Genomic DNA, 19436 nt, shown 5'->3' with positions numbered 1-19436 from the left:
TTATAATGAAAACGAATCTTTCAGCGGAGGCACGGTATGATTTTATTCTTGATTATGATGGAGCGGGCAGGCCTGATTATTTTGCTGGCCTATGCTTTTGTGCATGTCCCCTTCATCAAGCAAACGCTCAACCATCCTGAGAGCAAAAAACATCAGCTGATTTTACTGCTCCTGTTTAGCTTTTTCGCAATTATTTCTAATTTTACCGGTGTGGAAATCCAATCTAATTTAGCCATTGTCAATCAAACTCTGGGCAAGATTGCCCAGCATTCTTCTGTCGCCAACACTCGGGTGCTGACAATCGGTGTTGCCGGCTTGATCGGAGGGCCTGTTGTCGGGATTTTCGTCGGTGCCATCTCGGTTTTGTTTCGCTACTGGCAGGGCGGACTGGCTCCCTACATTTATATTATTTCCTCGCTCTTAATCGGTCTGTGCTCAGGCTGGCTGGGCAAATATTTCCGCAGGGAGCGGTCTATGGTCACTGTCAGACAGGCTATGTTTGTCGGAATGTCCATGGAAGTTTTGCAGATGCTCTGCATCTTGATTTTCAGCTCTGACTTTCATCAGTCTTGGGAATTGGTTCGCTTTATCGGCCTGCCCATGATCTTTGCCAATACGTTGGGGGTGGGAATTTTCATTTCCATCATCACCTCAACCCAGCAGCTGGAAGAACAGGCCCGAGCTGTACAGACACACGATGTTCTAAAACTGGCCAATGAAACCTTGCCTTATCTGCGGCAGGGGCTCAGTTTCCAGTCCTGCCAGCCGGTTGCCGAAATTATTCACCAATACATGCGGGTTGCGGCTGTCAGCCTGACTAACAGAGACACCATTTTAGCCTATGTCGGAGCGGGCGCCGATCACCATGTTCCCAATATTAAAATTTTAACGAAACTGGCCAAACGCGCCATTGAAACAGGAAATATCTGCATTGCTAAAGACCGCAGCGAAATCGAATGCGATCATGAAGGCTGCACGCTGACTTCTGCTATCGTCATTCCCTTGAAAATTCAAAATGAAACGGTTGGAACACTGAAACTCTATTTTTCAGGCCGCCACAAAATGAGCTATGTCGAGCAAGAGGTTGCTGAAGGTCTGGGCAATATCTTTTCAACACAGCTGGCTCTGGGCCAGGCCGAAGCGGCTGCCCATCTGCTGCAGGACGCCGAAATGAAATCCCTTCAGGCTCAGGTCAATCCGCACTTCCTCTTCAATGCTTTAAATACTATTTTAGCCCTCATTCGCATGGACGGCGAAAAAGCCCGCCACCTCCTCAAAGAGCTCAGCAAATTTTTGCGGGCCAATCTGCAGGGGGCTCGCCAAAATGTCATTCCTTTGAGCCAGGAAATCATGCAGGTCAACGCCTATCTCGCTTTGGAAGAGGCACGATTCCCGGACAAGGTACACTATCAAATACTGGTTGATGAAAATCGAGACGGCAAGGTATTGATTCCGCCTTTTACCTTGCAGGTCTTGGTCGAAAATGCCTACAAGCACGCCTTTAAACAGTCTAAGACGGACAACCATCTTCGCGTCACTATTGAGCGCAGGGAGCAGAAGCTTGAGATTGCAGTTGAGGACAACGGTCAGGGCATTCCAGCTGAAAAACTGAAAACTCTGGGCAAGGTTCAGCAGGAATCAGCTGAAGGCTCAGGCTCCGCCTTGGAAAATCTCTCCCGCCGTCTGACGCTCATCTACGGACACGAAGCCAGCCTTAATTTCCAGTCATCACCTGACGGAACAAGCGTTTATATCACTGTTCCCCTAACAGAAGAAAAAGAAAACGAAGCATGAAAGTATTGACCTTGGCGATGAGCCTTCGGCGGAGTCACTTGCTCTGCCTATAAATAGCAAGTTCACGGACCTAGCTTATGAATTGATAATAGAAAAAAGAGACTGTAAGTTGTACTGACCAATCGTTAGATTCTTTGTCTAACTGTTGGGGCAGCACATATCCAGCCTCTTTTTCAGTAATTACTTGGAAACGTCACCTGCGTTTCCCACAATTAATCAATTAATAGCAATATAGCGCCGATTGCCGCTGAAGGCCATATAAGAAATCCAGGTAAGACCATCGGAATGCAAGACCTTATCATAATTAACAGTCTGTCCCGCATCATAATAGGCAATTTCCGGACTGGACCGCTTTGGTTCAGCCTTGATAGAAGAACGTTTGGTAAAACGATAACTGCCCTGAGATGGAATAGATGGTTTTACTGCTGTGGGTTCTGTTTTATAACCCCCTCCTTCAAAGCCGTAATACTCTTCTAAACTCAAGCCAGACTGATAAATTTCCTTAGCTTCTTTTCCTATATAACGGATATGCCAAGCCTCAGGCATATAACCTGTCACTGATTCTTTTCCTGGCTGATAGCGAACCACAAAACCATAATTGTGAGCATTGTTTTTAAGCCAGTTGCTTGCTGATGCATCTTCCAAAAGATTGCCCGACTTATCCGTCAAATCAAAAGTCAATCCTGTCTGGTGTTCACTGTAACCCGGTCTTGCTGAATAGCGGTCTGCAGCAGCCTGACCATCTCGGTTAACATAATTTTGGTACAGGTTTTTTTGATAGTTATATGTTCTAAAACCACTGTAGGATTTTCCAACATTGTAACCTTTGGCAATCATGTCATCTCTGAGCCGGACAAAAGCGGCTTTAGCCTTGGGATTTTCACCCGGGTTATAGCTGGCGGATAAAGGATACTTTTTATTAACAATGACAATTTCATCGTATTTACCTTTAACACTATAGTAGGAACCATTATAGGTTACAGATTTTGCGGCTGGAGCTTGAGCTTCAACAGTCGTTTTAGCCGCAGCAACTCCTGCCATGCTGCCATCTTTTTGAACATAGTAAAGATGAATATTATACTCGCCTCGATTATTTTTGTGCCTGCTGATAGCAACGCTTACCTTATAGCTATTATTAGACTGGCGCGCAGCATCATACCAAACAATATCATCTTGCCCGTTTTGCGTGCTCCAAACAGGCACTTTTACTGCCGTTACCCCCTTGGTAGATGATACATTTGTCACTACAACAGTGAAGCCTTGGGCTGAACGTTTTTCAACACTTATTTTACCGCTGACTTTATCGACTGCCGGCTTCGTTTTCGAAATAGGATCCAGCTGAACATAGCGGCGAATTCCGCTGTAGGAAATATAGCTCAGCCATTGGTATTTTTCTGCCTCTAACACCCTGTCATAATTGATTTTCTCGCCTTTTTCAAAGGTAAATTCAGTTCTGGCAGACAGCTTGGCTTGATTTTTAACATTAACCCGATGAGTGAAGGTGTAAGCCCCCTGAGAAGGGATAGCTGTTGGGCTTGGAGCTTCTACCTTTGTCTGCGTGCTAGTCACGCCTTGAACCCTGCCGCTTGGTTCCAGATAATAAAGATGGATGTGGTAAATTCCGCGCTCATTCTTATGATTCTTGATATTAACAGCTAACTTATAATTTCCATCAGCCTGTCTAACACTGTTATACCAAACAATGTCATCTTGGCCGCTTTTATCAGTCCAGACAGGAACCTTGACAGCTCTTATCCCATTGCTGTCAGAAACATCCGTAATGAGGACATCAAAACCCTGACTTGTTTTATTTTGAATAGTAATCTTGCCTGAAACTTTGACATCTGCCGGCTTTTGCGGTTGCGGCTGAGCTTGCACCAACTTACTGATGGCAGCATAACGGCGAATTCCGCTGTAAGAAATATAGCTCAGCCATTGATAGCCGTCATTTTCTAAAAGCCTGTCATAATTGACCTGATCTCCTTTATTAAAATAGAATTGCGTTGGAGCGGCTGCTCTCGCCTCATTTTTAACATTGGTTCGCTCTGAAAAGGTGTAACGTCCTTGAGCCGGAATTTTTTTCGCCGATGATGGCTGAGGTTTTGCTGGTGTCTTAGGAGTTTTCTGAGACAGCTGGTTAATGGCTGCATAGCGGCGAGTTCCACTGTAAGAAACATAGCTTAGCCATTGATAGCCGTCTTGATTTAAAACACGATCGTAAAAAATCTTATCACCGGCATTAGCATAAAATTGAATTGGAGCTGAAGCCCTGGCTTCATTTTTTACTGGCGTACGTTTCGTATAAACATAGTTTCCCTGATTAGGAAGCTGTTTTGCAGGAGCAGCTGCAGCAGGCTTATTAACAGTAACAGCTTTAACAGTTTTTGCCGCTTGTTCTTGCTTCTTAATGTCAACTTGAGGAGAGTCTGCCGCTTGTTTGACTTGCCTAACGGCTTGATTAACTTGATTGGCGTTAGTTGAATCAGCAGCGCGAGCAGTGTTACTTTGAGCTGGCAGTGCCGCTTCTTCAAGGTTTTCATTGTCAGTAACATCAGTATCTGAAGTATCAGCAGTATCAGTAACATTAGTAACATTAGTAACATTAGCGCTGGAATTCGTATCAGCTGCTTCTGTTAGAGGTTCTGATGTGGTGACTGCGGTTGCTGTACTCTGAGAAGCAGTTGCTGCAGCTGTATTATCTTCTAAAACGGTGGTTTCTGATTGAGAGACAGACGCTGCTGTCTGTTCATCCGCAAAAGCCATGCCGCCAAAGCAAAGAAGGGAACCGATTAAAACCGATGCTGCTCCAATGGCATATTTCCGAATAGAAAACCGCTGCTTTTTAACAGCAAACATTTCTTTTTTCATTATAACTCACCCGCTTTCTTTGTTATAATCTTTTCTAAGCATAAACTATTCATTTATGCGGTATAAGAAAATATGGCTAATAAATGACTAAGATACTCTGTAAGCAGAGAAACGCTCTGATGACACTGTAGAACCCTTCTTTGATTCGCGTCACTTTGGGATAATTATTAAAAATATGATGATTTTTGCGCACTTTTACAGTGAAATACAAAGAGAAGGAATGAACTAATTCACAGCATAGTCTTTTACCTCCTTACACGACTATTTCTCCAAAACTGATTGTTACAATAATTTCATTTTTATTACGTTTTCTTTACTAATATTGTATCACTTAATGGCAGCGTTTTCAACAGTCAGTATTAAATGACCTTCTATTTAAAGCGCATTTTTGCAGATACTTCAGAACTCTGCCTTCAGGACGCTTTCTATGTTATAATAAAACAGCCATCTGTAAGATTATATCTTCTTCAAAGAGAAAGGAAAAAATCATGAAAGTATTGGTCGTTGACGATGAGCCTTTGGCGCGCAATGAACTCATTTATCTGCTCCATAAATACGATGAACACCTCTCCATCCAAGAAGCTGATGATATTCCTTCGGCTCTGACCCTGCTGCTGCAGGAACATTACGATGTCGCCTTTTTAGACATCCAGCTCAGGGATGCTTCAGGCATGACTTTAGCTGAAAGTATCAATAAAATGCCGGATCCGCCCCTCATTATTTTTGCGACAGCCTATGATCAGTACGCCATTACGGCTTTTGAAAATAATGCCCGCGACTATCTGTTAAAACCTTATGAGCCTGAACGCTTAAAAGCAGCTATGGACAAGGTCAGACAGAGCCTTAGAGCAAGAGATAATACAGGGGGTGAGCAGGCGCAGCCGCTAGCCTATCCCATCAGCGAAGAAGACCGCATCTATATGGTTCAGGCCAGCGATATTATCATGATTGAAGCTCTGCAGGGCAAGACCATTATCCATACCAGTCAGAAGCAATACGAATCTCACGATTCCCTGGCCTATTGGCAGGAAAAGCTCCCCAGCGAACAATTTGTCCGCGTTCACCGCTCCTACCTTGTCAATTTGCAGATGATTACGGTCGTCGAACCTTGGTTTAATCAGACCCTGCGGCTCACTCTTGCTGACCATTTAAAAGTTCCTGTCAGCCGGGCCAATGTCAAATCCTTAAAAGAACGCTTAGGTATTACTTCCTAAACGTTCTTTTTTGCAAAAGCATGCTGCTTATCTCCCTTATGCAGCCATTCATATCCTAAATCAGACCATTCATTTTGAAAACGGCTCAAATCCTCTTTTCATTGTTATAATAAAGCCATGTAAGCGTTTAAATAACTAAAAATAACTCAAGTCCTACATTGCTAAAGGAGGATTAGCTATGATAACATTTTTGGGAGGCATAGCACTGCTGATTATTGGGTACTTTACCTACGGTGCTTATATCGAAAAGAACTTTCAAATTGACACCGAAAGAAAGACCCCAGCCGAAGCCTTGAGGGATGGCTATGATTTTGTCCCTATGCCCAAGTGGAAAAATGCCATGATCGAACTGCTGAACATTGCAGGAACCGGCCCTATCTTTGGTCCTATTATGGGAGCCTTGTACGGACCTGTCGCTTATTTATGGATTATTCTAGGCTGTATCTTTGCAGGAGCTGTCCACGATTACATGATTGGAATGATTTCCTTAAGAAACAAGGGAGCCTTCCTGCCTGAACTTGCCAGCCGTTATCTGGGCAAATCCATGAAGCTGGTCATCAATTTATTTTCTATGCTGCTGCTTATTTTGGTCGCAACAGTATTTGTTATAACGCCGGCCAATTTGATCGTCAGCATTCTCCCCAAAGGTCTTATTGGACTGCCATGGGTTGTTGGTTTTATCTTTGTTTATTACTTGATTTCAACGGTACTGCCTATTGACCAGGCACTGGGTAAGGTTTATCCTATCTTCTGTGTAATTTTAATGGTCAGTACAGCTGCCATTGCTTTTCGTTTGGTAACTGGCGGCTTTGATTTACCTAATCTGACAGTACATACTTTTAGAAACATGCACCCAACAGGATTAGCTATTTTCCCTGCCCTCTTCTTTACGATTTCCTGCGGAGCTATTTCAGGCTTCCATGCCACACAGGCACCGATGGTTTCTCGTACCACCATTAATGAACGCGAAGGCCGCTTTACCTTCTATGGCATGATGCTGGCTGAGGGTGTCATTGCTATGATTTGGGCTGCTGCTTCTATGAGTCTTTTCGACGGTAAAACACTGTCTCAATTAATCGCTGCCGGTACTGCTTCTGCTGTTGTTAACAAGGTTATGATTATGCTGCTGGGCAATATGGTCGGAACCATTGCTATTATTGGTGTTATTGTTTTGCCGGTCTCTTCAGGACTGTCTGCTTTCAGAAGTTTACGGACTATCGTTGCAGATTATCTGCATATCAAGCAGGACACTCTTCCTAAGATTTTTGCCGTCACTATTCCGCTTTATATCATCTCCTTCATCTTAACAAAAGTAGATTTCAATTTGCTCTGGCGCTACTTTAACTGGGCTAATCAAGTAACAGCTGTTATTGGCCTTCTGGTAGCAACACGCTATCTGGTCTTGAAACGCCGGAACTTCTGGGTTACTCTCATACCGGGTATCTTCATGCTCTATGCAGTAGTTGTCTATATTCTCAGTGAGCCTTTAGGCTTCCACATGGGACTGTCAAGTCTGACCTATCTTTTAGGAGCGTTGATTACGGCTGTACTGACAGCACTCTTCTGGCATTCCGGACAAAAGCAGCTGCATCGCTTAGACCCCGAATCATTCCTGCTGAATGACCAACGGCCTATCAGTTACTACACTTCTCTGGACACGTAACAATCTATATAAAAACAGATTCGGAATCGTCTCTTTAAAATAACGATTCCAAATCTGTTTTTTTGTACCTAATAGCCTAAGCCTTCTCAATCTGATCTGCCAGAGACATCATCTCAAGCAGGCTTTGAGCTGTTTCATAGCCCTTGTTGCCTGTTTTAGTGCCTGCTCGCTCAATAGCCTGCTCAATGTCCTCCGTTGTCAAAACGCCAAAAATTAAAGGAATGTCACCTTGCAGATTAAGCTGACCGATACCTTTGGCAACTTCATTGCAGACCAGTTCATAATGGCTGGTTCCTCCCCGGATCACGCATCCCAAAGTTAGGATGCCATCATACTGCCGGCAATCAAGAAGTTTTTTGGCCAGATAAGGAATTTCAAAAGCCCCGGGAACCCAGTAAACATCAATAGCTTCCTTAGCTATCCCGTGACGTTCCAGATTGTCCTTGGCTCCTGCCAGCAATTTGGCAGTGATAAATTCATTAAAACGCGCAACAACGATGGCAATTTTCTTTTCCTTGGTTGAGTGAAACTGTCCTTCAAATACTGTCATGTTTTTTATCCTTTCTCAGACTTGAATATCGTGATGAAATTTTTCTTTTTTCGTTTTAAGATAGGTAATGTTTTCCTTGCGGGCCGGAACTTGCAGGGGAACCCTTTCAGTTACTTCTATACCGGCAGCCTTAAGCTGTCTGACCTTATCAGGATTATTGGTCAAAAGTCTGACTTTTTTTAATCCCAGATACTCTAAAACAGTCTTGGCAAAATCATAGTGCCGCTCATCTGCTGCAAAGCCCAGCTCTAAATTTGCATCATAGGTGTCAAGGCCTGCATCCTGCAGCTGATAAGCTTTGAGCTTATTTTTCAGCCCGATGCCGCGCCCTTCCTGCCTAAGATACAAAATCGCACCGCTGCCTTCTTTTTCAATTTCTTTCATGGCTGCTTCTAACTGTTCACCGCAATCGCAGCGCACGGAAGAAAAAATATCTCCGGTAGCACATTCTGAATGAATGCGAAACAGCGGAGCTGTTTCCTCAGCGAGATTGCCCTTGGTTAAAAGCAGATTTTCCTTACCCTCCCCATCTTCAAAAAGGGTCAGGTCAAAATAACCGCAGCGGGTAGGCAGAGAAGTTTTGACTGCCCCTTGAAAGCGCAGATAAACAGCCAGCTCTTCAATAGAAATCAAGGGCATTTGCCATTCTTCAGCAAGTTTTTCCAAATCTTCTCGCCTTGCCATATGACCGTCTTCCTTAAGAATTTCACAGATATAAGCAGCGGGTCTGCTTCCAGCGAGACGCGCCAAATCAAGAGCACCTTCTGTATGACCGCGCCGCTCCAAAACGCCCCCATCTTTTCCAATCAAAGGAAACATATGTCCGGGCCGTTTGAAATCAAGAGCTTTGCTTTCCTCCAGCGAAAGAGCCTGAATGGTTTTCGCCCTGTCAAAGGCCGAGATGCCTGTTGACGTCGTATTATGATCGACACTGACCGTGAAGGCTGTGCCAAAGGCATCTGTGTTTTCTGCAATCATATCAGACAAATCCAGCTGCTCCGCTATTTCCTTTGAGATAGGAGCGCAGATGAGGCCGCGTGCCTTCTGAGTCATAAAATTGACCTTCTCTGCACTCACCAGGCTGGCCAAACCGACCAAATCGCCTTCGGCTTCCCGATCAGCATCATCCGTCAAAATAATCAATGCCCCTTCTTTGAGCCTTTGTATGGCTGCTTCAATTTTTTCAAACATGGCGTCTCCTTTCAATACCTGTTTGGGCTTTAATGTATTTCCCTAAAATATCCGTTTCAATATTAACCCAGTCCCCTTCTTTTAACTGACCGAGATTCGTTTTATCGCGGCTGTGCGGAATCAGCGATACTGTAAAGCGCTCCTCATCACAGGATACAACCGTCAGACTGACACCGTTAACAGCGACTGAACCCTGCGCAATGATTTCCCCCTCATGCCCCTGAGGGCAGGAAAACGTTAAAATCTCGGCATTCCCCAGTTTTTTCTTATCCAGCAGCTGGCTCTGGGCATCAATATGTCCGGTCACAAAGTGTCCTTCAAAGCGTCCGGCAGCTGACAAGGCGGGTTCAATATTGACGGTATTGCCAATATGCTGATAGCGTAAGTTGGTCCTCTTAAAAGTCTCCGGCATAATATCAACAACAAATTCTCGGCCTCTTTTGGCAACACAAGTCAAGCAGGCACCGTCAACCGCAATACTGTCACCGATAGCTATTTGTTCAAGAAAGCCAGCAGAAACCTGACAAGTCAGGCGAACCCCCTGGCTGTTTTTGCTCAAATGGCTGATTTTTCCTTTTTCTTTAATTAATCCTGTAAACATGGATCCTCCTTTCTTTTGGCAGACAGCCGCCAATCCTCACCGACCTGCTCTAAGGACAAAACTGACAGGTGAGTGAGCCTTTGGGACATTCTGGAGCTGCTCATGCTGGCTAAGGCATCTCCTCCTAAAAGGACAGGTGCTAAGTAAAGCAGCCATTCGTCCCAGAGATTGGCTTCATAAAAAGCATCATGGATACGGCTGCCGCCTTCAACATAAAGAGACTGAATGCCTTCTTCAGCCAGCTTTTTGACAACTTTAGCCACCGTCCAGTTACTGTCACAAAAAACGGTGACATGATCGGGCAAGTTTTCTGCTGACCTTTGGCTGAAGAGATAAACTGGGGCTTCATCATTGGTAAAAAGCTGAAGCTGTCTCTGTTTGAAGAGCCGCCCACGCCTGTCTAATACAACACGAATCGGCGGAAAAAGACTGCTCTTTGTCCCTAGAAGTTTAGGGTCATCCAGCAAGGCTGTCTGGCTGCCAACCAAAATGGCCTGATAGTCATCGCGTTCCCGATGGACTGTTTCGATAGCCTTCTTACCAGTCAAAGCGGTCCGCCTGCTTTTAAAAGCAATTTTGCCGTCTAGGCTCATGGCACTTTTTAGAACAATATATGGCCGCCCGCGCTGGTAAAAATGATTATAGTAAGGATTGAGAGCCTCCGCCTCTTTTTTCAGCAGACCAACATCAACCGTTATTCCCTGCTGTTCTAAAAATTGCCGGCCCTTACCTGCGACCAGCGGATTAGGATCCAGCTGGGCAATGACAACGCGTGCGATTCCTGCCTGAACAATAATATCAGTGCAGGGTGGCTGCTTGCCCTGATGATGGCAAGGCTCAAGCGTCACGTAAAGAACAGCTCCTCTTAATTGTTCCGCATTTTGACAGGCCATTATGGCATTGCGCTCGGCATGGCCGTCGCCATATTTTAAGTGAGCTCCCTCCGCAATGACCTGATTATTTTTAACGATAACAGCTCCAACCAGAGGATTGGTGTAAGTCTGACCTTTTCCCTCCTTGGCCTTGGCAATCGCCAGAGCCATAAACTGTTCATCCATACTGCCTCCTTTTCAGCACAAAAAGCCCCGTAACATCGTACGGGGCACCTAAGGTCTACAGTCATAAAAGATATACAGAAATAATTCACTGCTGAGTCATGAAAATCATCCTGTCTTTAACAAGAAGTCCGGAAGGCTCTAAGTTAACGAACTTTAGCCACCTGCCTCTCAAAGCATTAACCTTGACAGTTTCTGCAAAACCATCAGCTCCTGGAAAACACGCCTGTGACAGAAAATTTCTGCCTAGCTGCGAAACTTCTTGTATGTAAGAATACCTAACTCTTTAACAGTCAGGGTATCCCTTAACAGGCTTGGACAGCCATTTTATCTTGGGCAGGCCCGGCCTTTTCTTTTATTTTCTTCTCCCATCCAGACTATACTGTCGGTTCCGGATTTACACCGGATCAACCGCTCTCGCGGCTCACGGACTTCAAGCACAGCTTGTCACCGTCGGTCGGGAATCTCACCCTGCCCCGAAGAAATTAATCTATTCAATTGCCTAAAGAATACCACTCCAACAGCAATTTGTCAACACTTAAGCAAACACTTCTTTTAAAATGGCCAGACCCTGATCCAGTTCTTCTTTGGTTAAGGTCAAAGGCGGTAAAAGTCTGATGACATTGCTGCCTGCGGTAAGAACGATCACCCCCTTAGCACGCGCAGCAGCAACCAGCTGGCCTAAATCTGCGGTCGTCTCAATGCCAATCATACAGCCCAGTCCGCGCACTTGAGTGACCTTGGGATTATCGGCCAATACAGCTGTCAAGCGGTCTTTAAGATAAGTACCGTTAGTCAGTGCCCTTTCCAAAAAGCCCTCTTCTTTTAAGACTGTTAAGCTGGCACTGGCTGCTGCCATGGCTAATTTATTACCGCCAAAGGTTGAACCGTGACTGCCGTAATCAAAAGCCGCTGACAGTTTTGATTTTCCTACCATCGCTCCGACAGGAACGCCGTTGGCCAAACCCTTGGCCAGTGTAAAAATATCCGGCTCAATACCGTAGTGCTCAAAGGAATAGAGCTTGCCTGTCCGGCCCATGCCTGTCTGAACCTCATCAACAATCAGCAATATATCCTTTTCCTGACAAAAGGCAGCCAAGCTTCTTACAAAATCTGCCTCAGCCGGCTGAACACCGGATTCTCCCTGAACCAATTCCAGCATTACCGCGGCCGTCTCTTCAGAAGACAGCTGTTTCACACTGCTAAGATCATTGTAATCGGCATAAAGAAAGTTAGGAACACCCTGACCAAACCCCTCTTTTATCTTGTCCTGACCGGTAGCAGACATAGAACCAAAGGTCCGCCCATGAAAGGAGTCTTTAAAAGTGATGATTTCCTGCTTGCCTGTCGCCTTGCGGGCAATCTTGATAGCAGCCTCATTGGCTTCGGCTCCGCTGTTGCAAAAGAAGGCCAGATAATCGCGATTGCCGATTAGTTTTTCTGCCACCTCTTCCTGAAGAGAATTCTGGTAGAGATTAGGAGTGTGCCAAATACGCTCGGCCTGTGCCGCCAGAGCTTCTTTCACCTGCGGATGAAAACCTAAATTGGTCACACCGATGCCCGTCGAAAAATCAAGGTATTTTTTGCCCTCTGCATCAAACAAATAATTTCCTTCTGCTTTGACGAATTCAATAGCAGCTCTTTTATAATTTTGAAATAGTTTACTCATTCTTGTCTCCTGTCACCGCCCAAAGTTCTAGTTGATTGTTTCTTTGTCGGCAGCACTTTTTAGCCTTTATGAATTAAGGTTCCTTCTGTCAGATCATCACCGATCAAAACCTGTGCAACCCCTGCCTCAACAGTCTTTGCGGCACTTTCAATTTTAGGAATCATACCGCCCGTAATCACACCCTCAGCAATCTTTTCAGGAATCTGATCAATCCTTAATTCCGGCAGCACCTGTCCCTTTTCCAAGACCCCTTTGACATCTGTCAGAAGGATTAGTTTTTCAGCTGCCAGAGCAGCAGCTACCGCCGTAGCCAGATAGTCAGCATTGATATTGAGCAAATCGCCGTTCTGAGAATAGCCTAAGGAAGCCAAAAGCGGAATCTTCCCCTCATCTAACAATTGTAAAAGAGGAGCCGTTTGAATGCTGGTGACTTCTCCTACATAACCATAGGTATCCTTATCCAGAAAATCAGCTCTGATCAGCTGCCTGAGCTGTGAGGTCAACTGCAGAGTAGCAAGGCCTGACTGAGTGAGTTTGTCACTTAAATCCTTGCCAACAATATCTAACAGGGCCTGACTGACCAGCTTCATGTCCGACTGACTGGTTACGCGCAGCCCCTTGACTTTTTTGATGGGAACCTTGTTTTCCTCCATGAGCCTGTTGATGGCAAAACCGCCGCCGTGAACGATAACGATGGCCTTGCCGGCATCTTTCCAAGTCTTTAGCTGTTCAATAAAACTTGACGTCAGCTGTTGGCTGGCGACACCGCCAATTTTAATAACGATAATTTCTGACATATAAGATACTAAGTCCGACAAAAACAGTAAAAATGCAGCAGAACAGCTTTTTATCAAGCAGTCTGCTCAATTCTTAAGTTTTAGCGGGTCCAATTCCTTCCTAACAAATTTACAGTCTCCCTTGCGGCAGAAAATCTTAGAAAAATCTAAAAAGCACGAAATAAACCGACTCTAAAAGATGCATTTCTCCGCCTAATTGAAGAGTGCAGTTCAAAGATGTGCTTTTAGGTTCTGTAAAGGGCATTGATTTTCACATAATCATAAGACAGGTCACACCCCCAAGCGGTACCTGTTTGTTCACCGGCATGCAGGTCAATACTGATCTTAATCTCATCAGCCTGCATGATATCCTGCATCTCTTCTTCATCAAAACTGACTGGGCTGGAAGCCATCATAACAGGAATATTGCCCAGATAGATATCAATATTATCCACAGCAATATCCGCTCCGGCATAGCCCACTGCTGCTAGAATCCGGCCCCAGTTAGGGTCTTCACCGAAGACAGCTGTCTTAACAAGGCTGGAACCGACTACACTCTTAGCCATCATGCGGGCATCTACTTCGTTGGGAGCATTGAGCACTTCAGCTTCTATGAGCTTGGTAGCTCCTTCGCCGTCCTTGGCTATTTTCTTCGCCAGCTCTTGCATGACAAAATGCAGCATGCTCGAAAACTTATCAAACTCCGGTGTCCCCGGCAAAATCTCCTGATTTAAGGTGCAGCCGTTGGACATGACAAGGACCATATCATTGGTTGAGGTATCGCCATCAACTGTAATCTGATTGAAGGTTGTTTCCACATTTTGGCTGAGGGCCAGCTGCAGTGTTTCACTTGAAATAACAGCATCACAAGTGATGAAGGCCAGCATGGTTGCCATATTAGGATGAATCATGCCCGAACCCTTGGCGACGCCTGCCATAGTGACCTCATCGCGGCCAAACTGCTCGGTGACAGCTACTGTCTTGGTCTGCGTATCAGTAGTCAAAATCGCTTGGGCAAAATCATCTGAATTCCCATTGACAACAATTTTTGACAGCCCTTTTTTCAAGGTCTCCATGGGCATAAGATCACCAATGACACCTGTTGAGGCAACACCGACAAGGTCACTATCGATACCCAGCTTTTCTGCTGTCCACTGCTGCATGGTCTGGGCATCTTCCATGCCTTGCACACCTGTACAGGAATTGGCAACGCCTGAATTCACAACCAGGGCCTGCATTTTTTGTGCCTTCTTGACTGCATTTCTGGTTACAATCAAGGGAGCAGCAATGACCTTATTGGTCGTATAGACACCGGCAACACTGGCCGGAACTTCTGAAACAATCCAGCCGAAATCTTTTTTCCGCTTTTTAAAGCCTGCATGTAAACCGTCTGCCGAGAAACCCAGCGGACTGGCAATATTTCCATCAATAACTTTCATAACTCAACTACTAAGAACCTCAAAAACAATCTAAGAGCCTGTTGCAAGCCTAAAGCAGCTAATGGTGAATTCCTGTCTCGCTTTAGTCGTCAGCAGGTCTGTACTCCTAGGTTTTCGGATTCTATTCCTTTCTAAACTCATCCAATTTCAGTCTTATAAATAGCTGGGAGACGTCAGCAGACCTTCTGTCTCATCAAATCCCATCATGAGATTGAGATTTTGAATGGCCTGACCGGCCGCCCCTTTAACCAAATTATCAATAACAGATACGACTGTTAAAACGTTAGTCACTTCATTATAGGCAAAACCAATATCGGTAAAATTAGAACCAATGACATTGTGCAGCTCCGGAAGATCCTCCTGCATACGGACAAAGACCTTGTCCGCATAGCAGGCATCATATATCTGATCAATCTCAGCTTTAGCTAAGGGTTTCTTTAACTTAACATAACAGGTTGCCATAATACCGCGGTTGACAGGCAAAAGCGACGTTGAAAACTGCAGATGCTGCAAGTCTTTGTCAAAGAGCTGCAGCTCCTGAACAATCTCAGGGATATGCTGGTGGCGGTTCAGTTTATAGGTCACATAATTATCATGCACATTGACAAAGTGGCTGGATTCTGATAAAGCCTTGCCGGCTCCTGTCAAACCTGACTTGGCATCCACGATGATACTATCTAAATCAACTGTACCGGCCTTAATCAAAGGCAAGAGAGCAAGTTCGGTTGCTGTCGCATAGCAGCCGGGATTGGCAATAAATTTCTTGCCCTTAACATCAGTGAATTCAGCCAGTCCGTAGGTAAATTTATCCAGATCTGACTGTTTGGCAGGTGTTTTTTTATACCATTTTTCATAAGTCTCAGCCGGCAGGCGGTGATCGCCGGAAATATCAATGACAGGAAAATCCGCAGCAAGGAAGTCCTTAGCCAGCTCCTTAGCAACACCGCTGGGTGTGGCAAAAATAACCAGGTCCGCTTCACTCATAATAGCTTGACTGTCAAAGGATTGGATTTTCAGATCGCAAACCCCTTGCAGGTAAGGATAAATATCAGACAATCGTGTTCCAATCTCCTTGGTTGCATAGACTGATACAAGTTCTGCTTCCTTGTGATGATTCAAGAGACGAACCAATTCTAATCCGCTATATCCTGTAATACCAACGATTGAAACTTTCATGCTTAATCTCTCCTTTACTGAATATGTTGATTATTGTATCGTATATTTATTCATAAGTCAAGATAAAAATGAATAAAATACAAAAAATCTGCTCAGACATAAAAGTGAGCAGATAAGAAAAATCAGCTGTAATAAAGTACTATACTCAATTAAAGGCCATAAGCAAGAGATAGATGGCAGATGGAAGATTATTCAATATATGAACCAGCATCGAGTCCTTAATATTGCCGCGGCGCTGATAAGCCAGATAAAGTACGGCACCAAGACAGGCATACATCAGAAACTCAAAGACCGTTGTTGCATGAGGAAAAGCAAAGACAGCAGTGGTCACAACACCGGCTAACAGTTTATGATCATGCTTAAAGAAGAGATGATCCGGAAAGGCACGATAGGCCAACTCCTCAATAATAGGACCAATAATCCCTACCGCAATAACATATAAGAGGGTGTATAAAAAGAAACCGCCGGCAAAGAAATTGCTTAAACTTAGCAGGCCAGCATCATTAGCTGTTGTGGTCTGGCCGCTCAGCTGCTGGTTCAATAAAGTTCCTCCAATCCCCACAACACGCGCCAGCAAAAAGAAGAAAAGGGCAAATCCGAAGTCCTTCCAAGTGAATTTTTGCTGGGCAACAGCCGCATCTTCATGCTTCTTATGCGCCTTCCACAAGAAATAAATAATGGCGGCGATAAAGACAATATAAGCAATTCCCAGCCCCCATTTAAGCGGCAGAGAATATGCGAACTGCCTCTGCAGCAGAATCATGGGAATAATATTGCAAAGCAAAGAGAGCAAAATAAGGCCGATAACTTTTAAAATATTAATGATTAACTTCATAAAAATACGCTTTCTATTTATAATACGCTTTTGTCATTTTAAACTGCATCCCCATAATGTAAAGATGGATGACAGCTGCCACCATAAGACCGGTCAGCTCAACTTTTTGCAGGGCAAGAGACAGCAAAAACAAGGCCAAATAGATTCCCGGCAGGATAATACCGCTTAGGTTCATGACAATTTCAAAGGATATCTTGTAATTGGCTTCCAGTTCTGCCTCATCCATCTGCATAACATTGTTCTTTAATTCTTTCAGCGTCGGAACTAAAGGCATGTTAAGATTGCGGATACGATTGTAAACCTTGAGCACATAGGTCTGCAGGGCGCCTGATGCCATCGCCGCCAGAAAATCCAGAATAGGGAAAAATAGTTCAGCATAGCTGTCCGCAAATATCAGCTTATAAGCTAAAATTACGCTAAGGGCAGCCGAAACACCGCTTACTCCTGCATAAATCACTGCGTAGGAATGCCTTTTGTTCATCGTCCGGTAGAGTTCTTCCGACTCGTCATCGGTACTTTTTTGGTAATCTTTATAGGCTTGCAGCACTTGAACGATGTAAAAAATACTGAGAACAAAGGCAATGACAAATAAAATTCGCAGGCTGACAAGAAGAATCTCTGTCAATTCTTTCTGGGAGAGCGGCAGTTTTTGATTGGAATCATGAAAATAGCCAATCAAAGCTCCCCCCAGACCGCCGATCGAAGCACCTATGAGCAATCTTTTCCCGGCTCGTTTAAAAGTTCCCTTTCGTTTCTTAACCATCCTTCTTATCCTCCTCTAAACGAAAAACTTCTTCTACCGGCTCATGGAAAATTTTAGCAATCTTCATGGCAATCACAACGGAAGGAGTGTATTCATTGCGCTCAATCAGACTGACTGTCTGGCGGGATATACCTGCCAATTTGGCTAGCTCTGTTTGATTGATTTCTTCTCTGGCTCGCAATTCCTTAAGCCTGTTCTTCAATATGAGAGCCATAGGCCTTCCTCCTTTGAATAACTATCTAATAATTTGCCGCCGTTTGGTTGCCCAGATAACACCGGCCAAAGACAGCAGCAGCCATATCAGAAGAACCCAGAAGGTCTTATCTGTCAGCTGATAGCTTGACCAGTCTGTACCGGCTCTTGAATAAGCCCCCATATAAGTATAGTCAATAACTTTTTCCAATCCTTTATCCATCATCGAAAATAAAGGCAGTAAAAATGTCACCATCATAACCGGCATGGCCAAAATCGCTGCACGAGTCTGGCTATTTGTCAAAAGAGCCACCATCAAAAACAAAAGAAAAATAGTAAGGGACATCAAAAGAATGCTAAGTACATAAGGCAGACCCAAGTCAGCAAAGTCAACTTCCAAATAGAATATCAGCAAAAAGATATAAAGAAGATTCAGGATAAAAGGGATAAGTAAACTTGCCAGTACATACTCCCAGCTCTTGACACCTGCTAAACGAAGGCTGCGCTGATTGTTTTTTTCAGCCTCTTCAGCCACCAAATTCGGCATGACATAGCCAAGAAAAGATGGGATCATTGGTAAAACGAGGTATAAAATGATTTGATTCATATTTTTCAAATCTTTATACACGAATTGATAGAGCAGAACCATAACAAAAGGCATGATAATATTAACGACAATCTGCTTATTGGCAAGCATCATTTCTTTTCGGCTCCATAAAAGGGCGCGCATTCGCTTAAACATTTAATTTACCTCCTGTCAGTGAAATGAAGATATCTTCCAAAGTCGGCTCGCAAGAATGAATGGTTTCAATTTCGTCCACTTGCTCCAGCTGAGACAGCTCACTGTAAGGCAGCTCTTTTTCCTGCCCATCAGCATACAGAACGCGAACACGCTTGTCTTGATAATACTTCTGAATCAAATCTTGGGGACGTCCCGTTTCGACTAATTTTCCTTGATAGAGAAGGGAAACACGGTCGCAAAGAAGCGTTGCTTCCTGCATATCATGTGTAGTCAGAAAGATGGTTGTTCCCTCTTCCTTCAGCTCCAAAAGCCAATCGTGAATCATACGCGATGTTGCCGGATCAAGCCCGCTGGTCGGTTCATCTAAGAAAAGGAATTTAGGACGGTTAATGAGGGCCCGTGCCAAAAGCATGCGCTGTTTCATTCCTGTTGACAGTTTTTCAGCAGGTTTATTGCGGCTTTCATATAGCCCTATGCGCTGCAGCAGTTCGTCAACGCGGCTGTTAGGAACTCCGTGCCACTTGCTGTAAACTTGGATATTTTTATAAAGCGTCATCTTCTCATAAAAACCACTTGTATCACTGACAATCCCAATCTGCGCCAAGTCGTCACTGCTTAAAGCAAGAGCTTCTTTCCCAAAAATCTTTGCACTGCCGGAATTGATCAGCAGCTGTCCTGTTAAAATATTAATCGTTGTCGTTTTCCCAGAGCCTGACGGCCCTAAAAATCCGAAAATCTCACCTTCTGCTATCTCAAAAGAAATGCCATCCAAGGCCGTCTGGTCCCCAAAACGTTTGACCAAATCTTTGACTTCAATAATATTTGTCATTCTAAACCTCCTTACCCTAACCGCAGTTTAAAACTGCCGATTGTTTTTTAGCTGCTAAAAACAGACGAAAAACCTTTTG

17 protein-coding genes and 1 riboswitch are annotated in these 19436 nt (G+C 44.4%); of the genes, 3 read left to right on the top strand and 14 right to left on the bottom strand.

From position 1 onward, the window contains the following. The first annotated feature begins 36 nt into the window (after positions 1-36). The gene (locus BMI76_RS02945; protein WP_075346115.1) at positions 37-1794 is read left to right on the top strand and encodes a sensor histidine kinase; all 1758 of its coding nucleotides are present in this window, start codon (positions 37-39) and stop codon (positions 1792-1794) included. Between the two features lie 216 nt (positions 1795-2010). On the opposite strand, the gene ldcB is transcribed toward BMI76_RS02945, so the two are convergent. Then, complete coding sequence (gene ldcB, locus BMI76_RS02940) at positions 2011-4662, bottom strand: LD-carboxypeptidase LdcB/DacB (protein WP_075346114.1); 2652 nt, start codon at positions 4660-4662, stop codon at positions 2011-2013. A gap of 488 nt (positions 4663-5150) precedes the next feature. Between ldcB and BMI76_RS02935 the strand changes: the two genes are divergently transcribed. Together BMI76_RS02935 and BMI76_RS02930 are read left to right on the top strand one after the other, a co-directional pair. Continuing rightward, positions 5151-5876: a LytTR family DNA-binding domain-containing protein gene (locus BMI76_RS02935; RefSeq protein WP_075346113.1), complete on the top strand. Its 726-nt coding sequence runs from the start codon at positions 5151-5153 to the stop codon at positions 5874-5876. Between the two features lie 178 nt (positions 5877-6054). Next, positions 6055-7539: a carbon starvation protein A gene (locus tag BMI76_RS02930; protein ID WP_075346112.1), complete on the top strand. Its 1485-nt coding sequence runs from the start codon at positions 6055-6057 to the stop codon at positions 7537-7539. A 76-nt stretch (positions 7540-7615) separates the two neighbouring features. Here BMI76_RS02930 and ribH read toward each other — a convergent pair whose 3' ends face one another. From ribH to BMI76_RS02865, 13 genes are all read right to left on the bottom strand, one after another. Beyond that, positions 7616-8089 (bottom strand): 6,7-dimethyl-8-ribityllumazine synthase, encoded by a 474-nt coding sequence (gene ribH / locus BMI76_RS02925; RefSeq protein WP_075346111.1) that lies wholly within the window; start codon positions 8087-8089, stop codon positions 7616-7618. A gap of 15 nt (positions 8090-8104) precedes the next feature. Further along, the gene (locus BMI76_RS02920; RefSeq protein WP_075346110.1) at positions 8105-9280 is read right to left on the bottom strand and encodes a bifunctional 3,4-dihydroxy-2-butanone-4-phosphate synthase/GTP cyclohydrolase II; all 1176 of its coding nucleotides are present in this window, start codon (positions 9278-9280) and stop codon (positions 8105-8107) included. Then, entirely contained in the window at positions 9273-9881 is a 609-nt protein-coding gene (locus BMI76_RS02915; protein ID WP_075346109.1) for a riboflavin synthase, read from the bottom strand. The genes BMI76_RS02920 and BMI76_RS02915 overlap by 8 nt, the downstream gene beginning before the upstream one ends. Beyond that, positions 9866-10939, bottom strand: a complete 1074-nt coding sequence (ribD, locus tag BMI76_RS02910; RefSeq protein ID WP_075346108.1) for a bifunctional diaminohydroxyphosphoribosylaminopyrimidine deaminase/5-amino-6-(5-phosphoribosylamino)uracil reductase RibD — start codon at positions 10937-10939, stop codon at positions 9866-9868. The genes BMI76_RS02915 and ribD overlap by 16 nt, the downstream gene beginning before the upstream one ends. A gap of 353 nt (positions 10940-11292) precedes the next feature. Continuing rightward, positions 11293-11424, bottom strand: a riboswitch (FMN riboswitch). 50 nt (positions 11425-11474) lie between these two features. After that, positions 11475-12605, bottom strand: coding sequence for an acetylornithine transaminase (locus BMI76_RS02905; protein WP_075346107.1), 1131 nt, complete (start codon positions 12603-12605; stop codon positions 11475-11477). A 59-nt stretch (positions 12606-12664) separates the two neighbouring features. Then, positions 12665-13402, bottom strand: a complete 738-nt coding sequence (argB, locus tag BMI76_RS02900; protein WP_075346253.1) for an acetylglutamate kinase — start codon at positions 13400-13402, stop codon at positions 12665-12667. Positions 13403-13626: 224 nt separating this feature from the next. Then, positions 13627-14820, bottom strand: coding sequence for a bifunctional glutamate N-acetyltransferase/amino-acid acetyltransferase ArgJ (argJ, locus tag BMI76_RS02895; RefSeq protein WP_075346106.1), 1194 nt, complete (start codon positions 14818-14820; stop codon positions 13627-13629). A gap of 153 nt (positions 14821-14973) precedes the next feature. Continuing rightward, the gene (argC, locus tag BMI76_RS02890) at positions 14974-15996 is read right to left on the bottom strand and encodes an N-acetyl-gamma-glutamyl-phosphate reductase (RefSeq protein WP_075346105.1); all 1023 of its coding nucleotides are present in this window, start codon (positions 15994-15996) and stop codon (positions 14974-14976) included. 145 nt (positions 15997-16141) lie between these two features. Beyond that, positions 16142-16831 carry a CPBP family intramembrane glutamic endopeptidase gene (locus tag BMI76_RS02885; RefSeq protein WP_075346104.1) on the bottom strand — a complete coding sequence of 230 codons (690 nt, stop codon included), beginning with the start codon at positions 16829-16831 and terminating at the stop codon, positions 16142-16144. A 13-nt stretch (positions 16832-16844) separates the two neighbouring features. Next, a complete protein-coding gene (locus BMI76_RS02880; protein WP_075346103.1) occupies positions 16845-17594 on the bottom strand; it encodes a DUF3169 family protein in 750 nt (249 codons plus the stop codon). After that, positions 17587-17808, bottom strand: coding sequence for a helix-turn-helix transcriptional regulator (locus BMI76_RS02875; RefSeq protein WP_075346102.1), 222 nt, complete (start codon positions 17806-17808; stop codon positions 17587-17589). The genes BMI76_RS02880 and BMI76_RS02875 overlap by 8 nt, the downstream gene beginning before the upstream one ends. Positions 17809-17829: 21 nt before the next feature. Beyond that, entirely contained in the window at positions 17830-18528 is a 699-nt protein-coding gene (locus BMI76_RS02870; RefSeq protein ID WP_075346101.1) for an ABC transporter permease, read from the bottom strand. Beyond that, complete coding sequence (locus BMI76_RS02865) at positions 18521-19357, bottom strand: ABC transporter ATP-binding protein (RefSeq protein ID WP_075346100.1); 837 nt, start codon at positions 19355-19357, stop codon at positions 18521-18523. Before BMI76_RS02865 ends, BMI76_RS02870 begins: the two co-directional genes overlap by 8 nt. Between the last annotated feature and the right edge of the window lie 79 nt (positions 19358-19436).

The sequence above is a fragment of the Streptococcus sp. 'caviae' genome, assembly GCF_001937065.1.
GTDB lineage: Bacteria > Bacillota > Bacilli > Lactobacillales > Streptococcaceae > Streptococcus.
Note: the sequence above shows the minus strand (reverse complement) of the source record. Positions and strands in the feature narration are given on the sequence as shown.

What these genes read in the sequence shown, in the direction of transcription:
- BMI76_RS02945 (WP_075346115.1), top strand. Translation starts at nt 37, where the DNA reads ATGATTTTATTCTTGATTATGATGGAGCGGGCAGGCCTGATTATTTTG.
- ldcB (WP_075346114.1), bottom strand. Translation starts at nt 4,662, where the DNA reads ATGAAAAAAGAAATGTTTGCTGTTAAAAAGCAGCGGTTTTCTATTCGG.
- BMI76_RS02935 (WP_075346113.1), top strand. Translation starts at nt 5,151, where the DNA reads ATGAAAGTATTGGTCGTTGACGATGAGCCTTTGGCGCGCAATGAACTC.
- BMI76_RS02930 (WP_075346112.1), top strand. Translation starts at nt 6,055, where the DNA reads ATGATAACATTTTTGGGAGGCATAGCACTGCTGATTATTGGGTACTTT.
- ribH (WP_075346111.1), bottom strand. Translation starts at nt 8,089, where the DNA reads ATGACAGTATTTGAAGGACAGTTTCACTCAACCAAGGAAAAGAAAATT.
- BMI76_RS02920 (WP_075346110.1), bottom strand. Translation starts at nt 9,280, where the DNA reads ATGTTTGAAAAAATTGAAGCAGCCATACAAAGGCTCAAAGAAGGGGCA.
- BMI76_RS02915 (WP_075346109.1), bottom strand. Translation starts at nt 9,881, where the DNA reads ATGTTTACAGGATTAATTAAAGAAAAAGGAAAAATCAGCCATTTGAGC.
- ribD (WP_075346108.1), bottom strand. Translation starts at nt 10,939, where the DNA reads ATGGATGAACAGTTTATGGCTCTGGCGATTGCCAAGGCCAAGGAGGGA.
- BMI76_RS02905 (WP_075346107.1), bottom strand. Translation starts at nt 12,605, where the DNA reads ATGAGTAAACTATTTCAAAATTATAAAAGAGCTGCTATTGAATTCGTC.
- argB (WP_075346253.1), bottom strand. Translation starts at nt 13,402, where the DNA reads ATGTCAGAAATTATCGTTATTAAAATTGGCGGTGTCGCCAGCCAACAG.
- argJ (WP_075346106.1), bottom strand. Translation starts at nt 14,820, where the DNA reads ATGAAAGTTATTGATGGAAATATTGCCAGTCCGCTGGGTTTCTCGGCA.
- argC (WP_075346105.1), bottom strand. Translation starts at nt 15,996, where the DNA reads ATGAAAGTTTCAATCGTTGGTATTACAGGATATAGCGGATTAGAATTG.
- BMI76_RS02885 (WP_075346104.1), bottom strand. Translation starts at nt 16,831, where the DNA reads ATGAAGTTAATCATTAATATTTTAAAAGTTATCGGCCTTATTTTGCTC.
- BMI76_RS02880 (WP_075346103.1), bottom strand. Translation starts at nt 17,594, where the DNA reads ATGGTTAAGAAACGAAAGGGAACTTTTAAACGAGCCGGGAAAAGATTG.
- BMI76_RS02875 (WP_075346102.1), bottom strand. Translation starts at nt 17,808, where the DNA reads ATGGCTCTCATATTGAAGAACAGGCTTAAGGAATTGCGAGCCAGAGAA.
- BMI76_RS02870 (WP_075346101.1), bottom strand. Translation starts at nt 18,528, where the DNA reads ATGTTTAAGCGAATGCGCGCCCTTTTATGGAGCCGAAAAGAAATGATG.
- BMI76_RS02865 (WP_075346100.1), bottom strand. Translation starts at nt 19,357, where the DNA reads ATGACAAATATTATTGAAGTCAAAGATTTGGTCAAACGTTTTGGGGAC.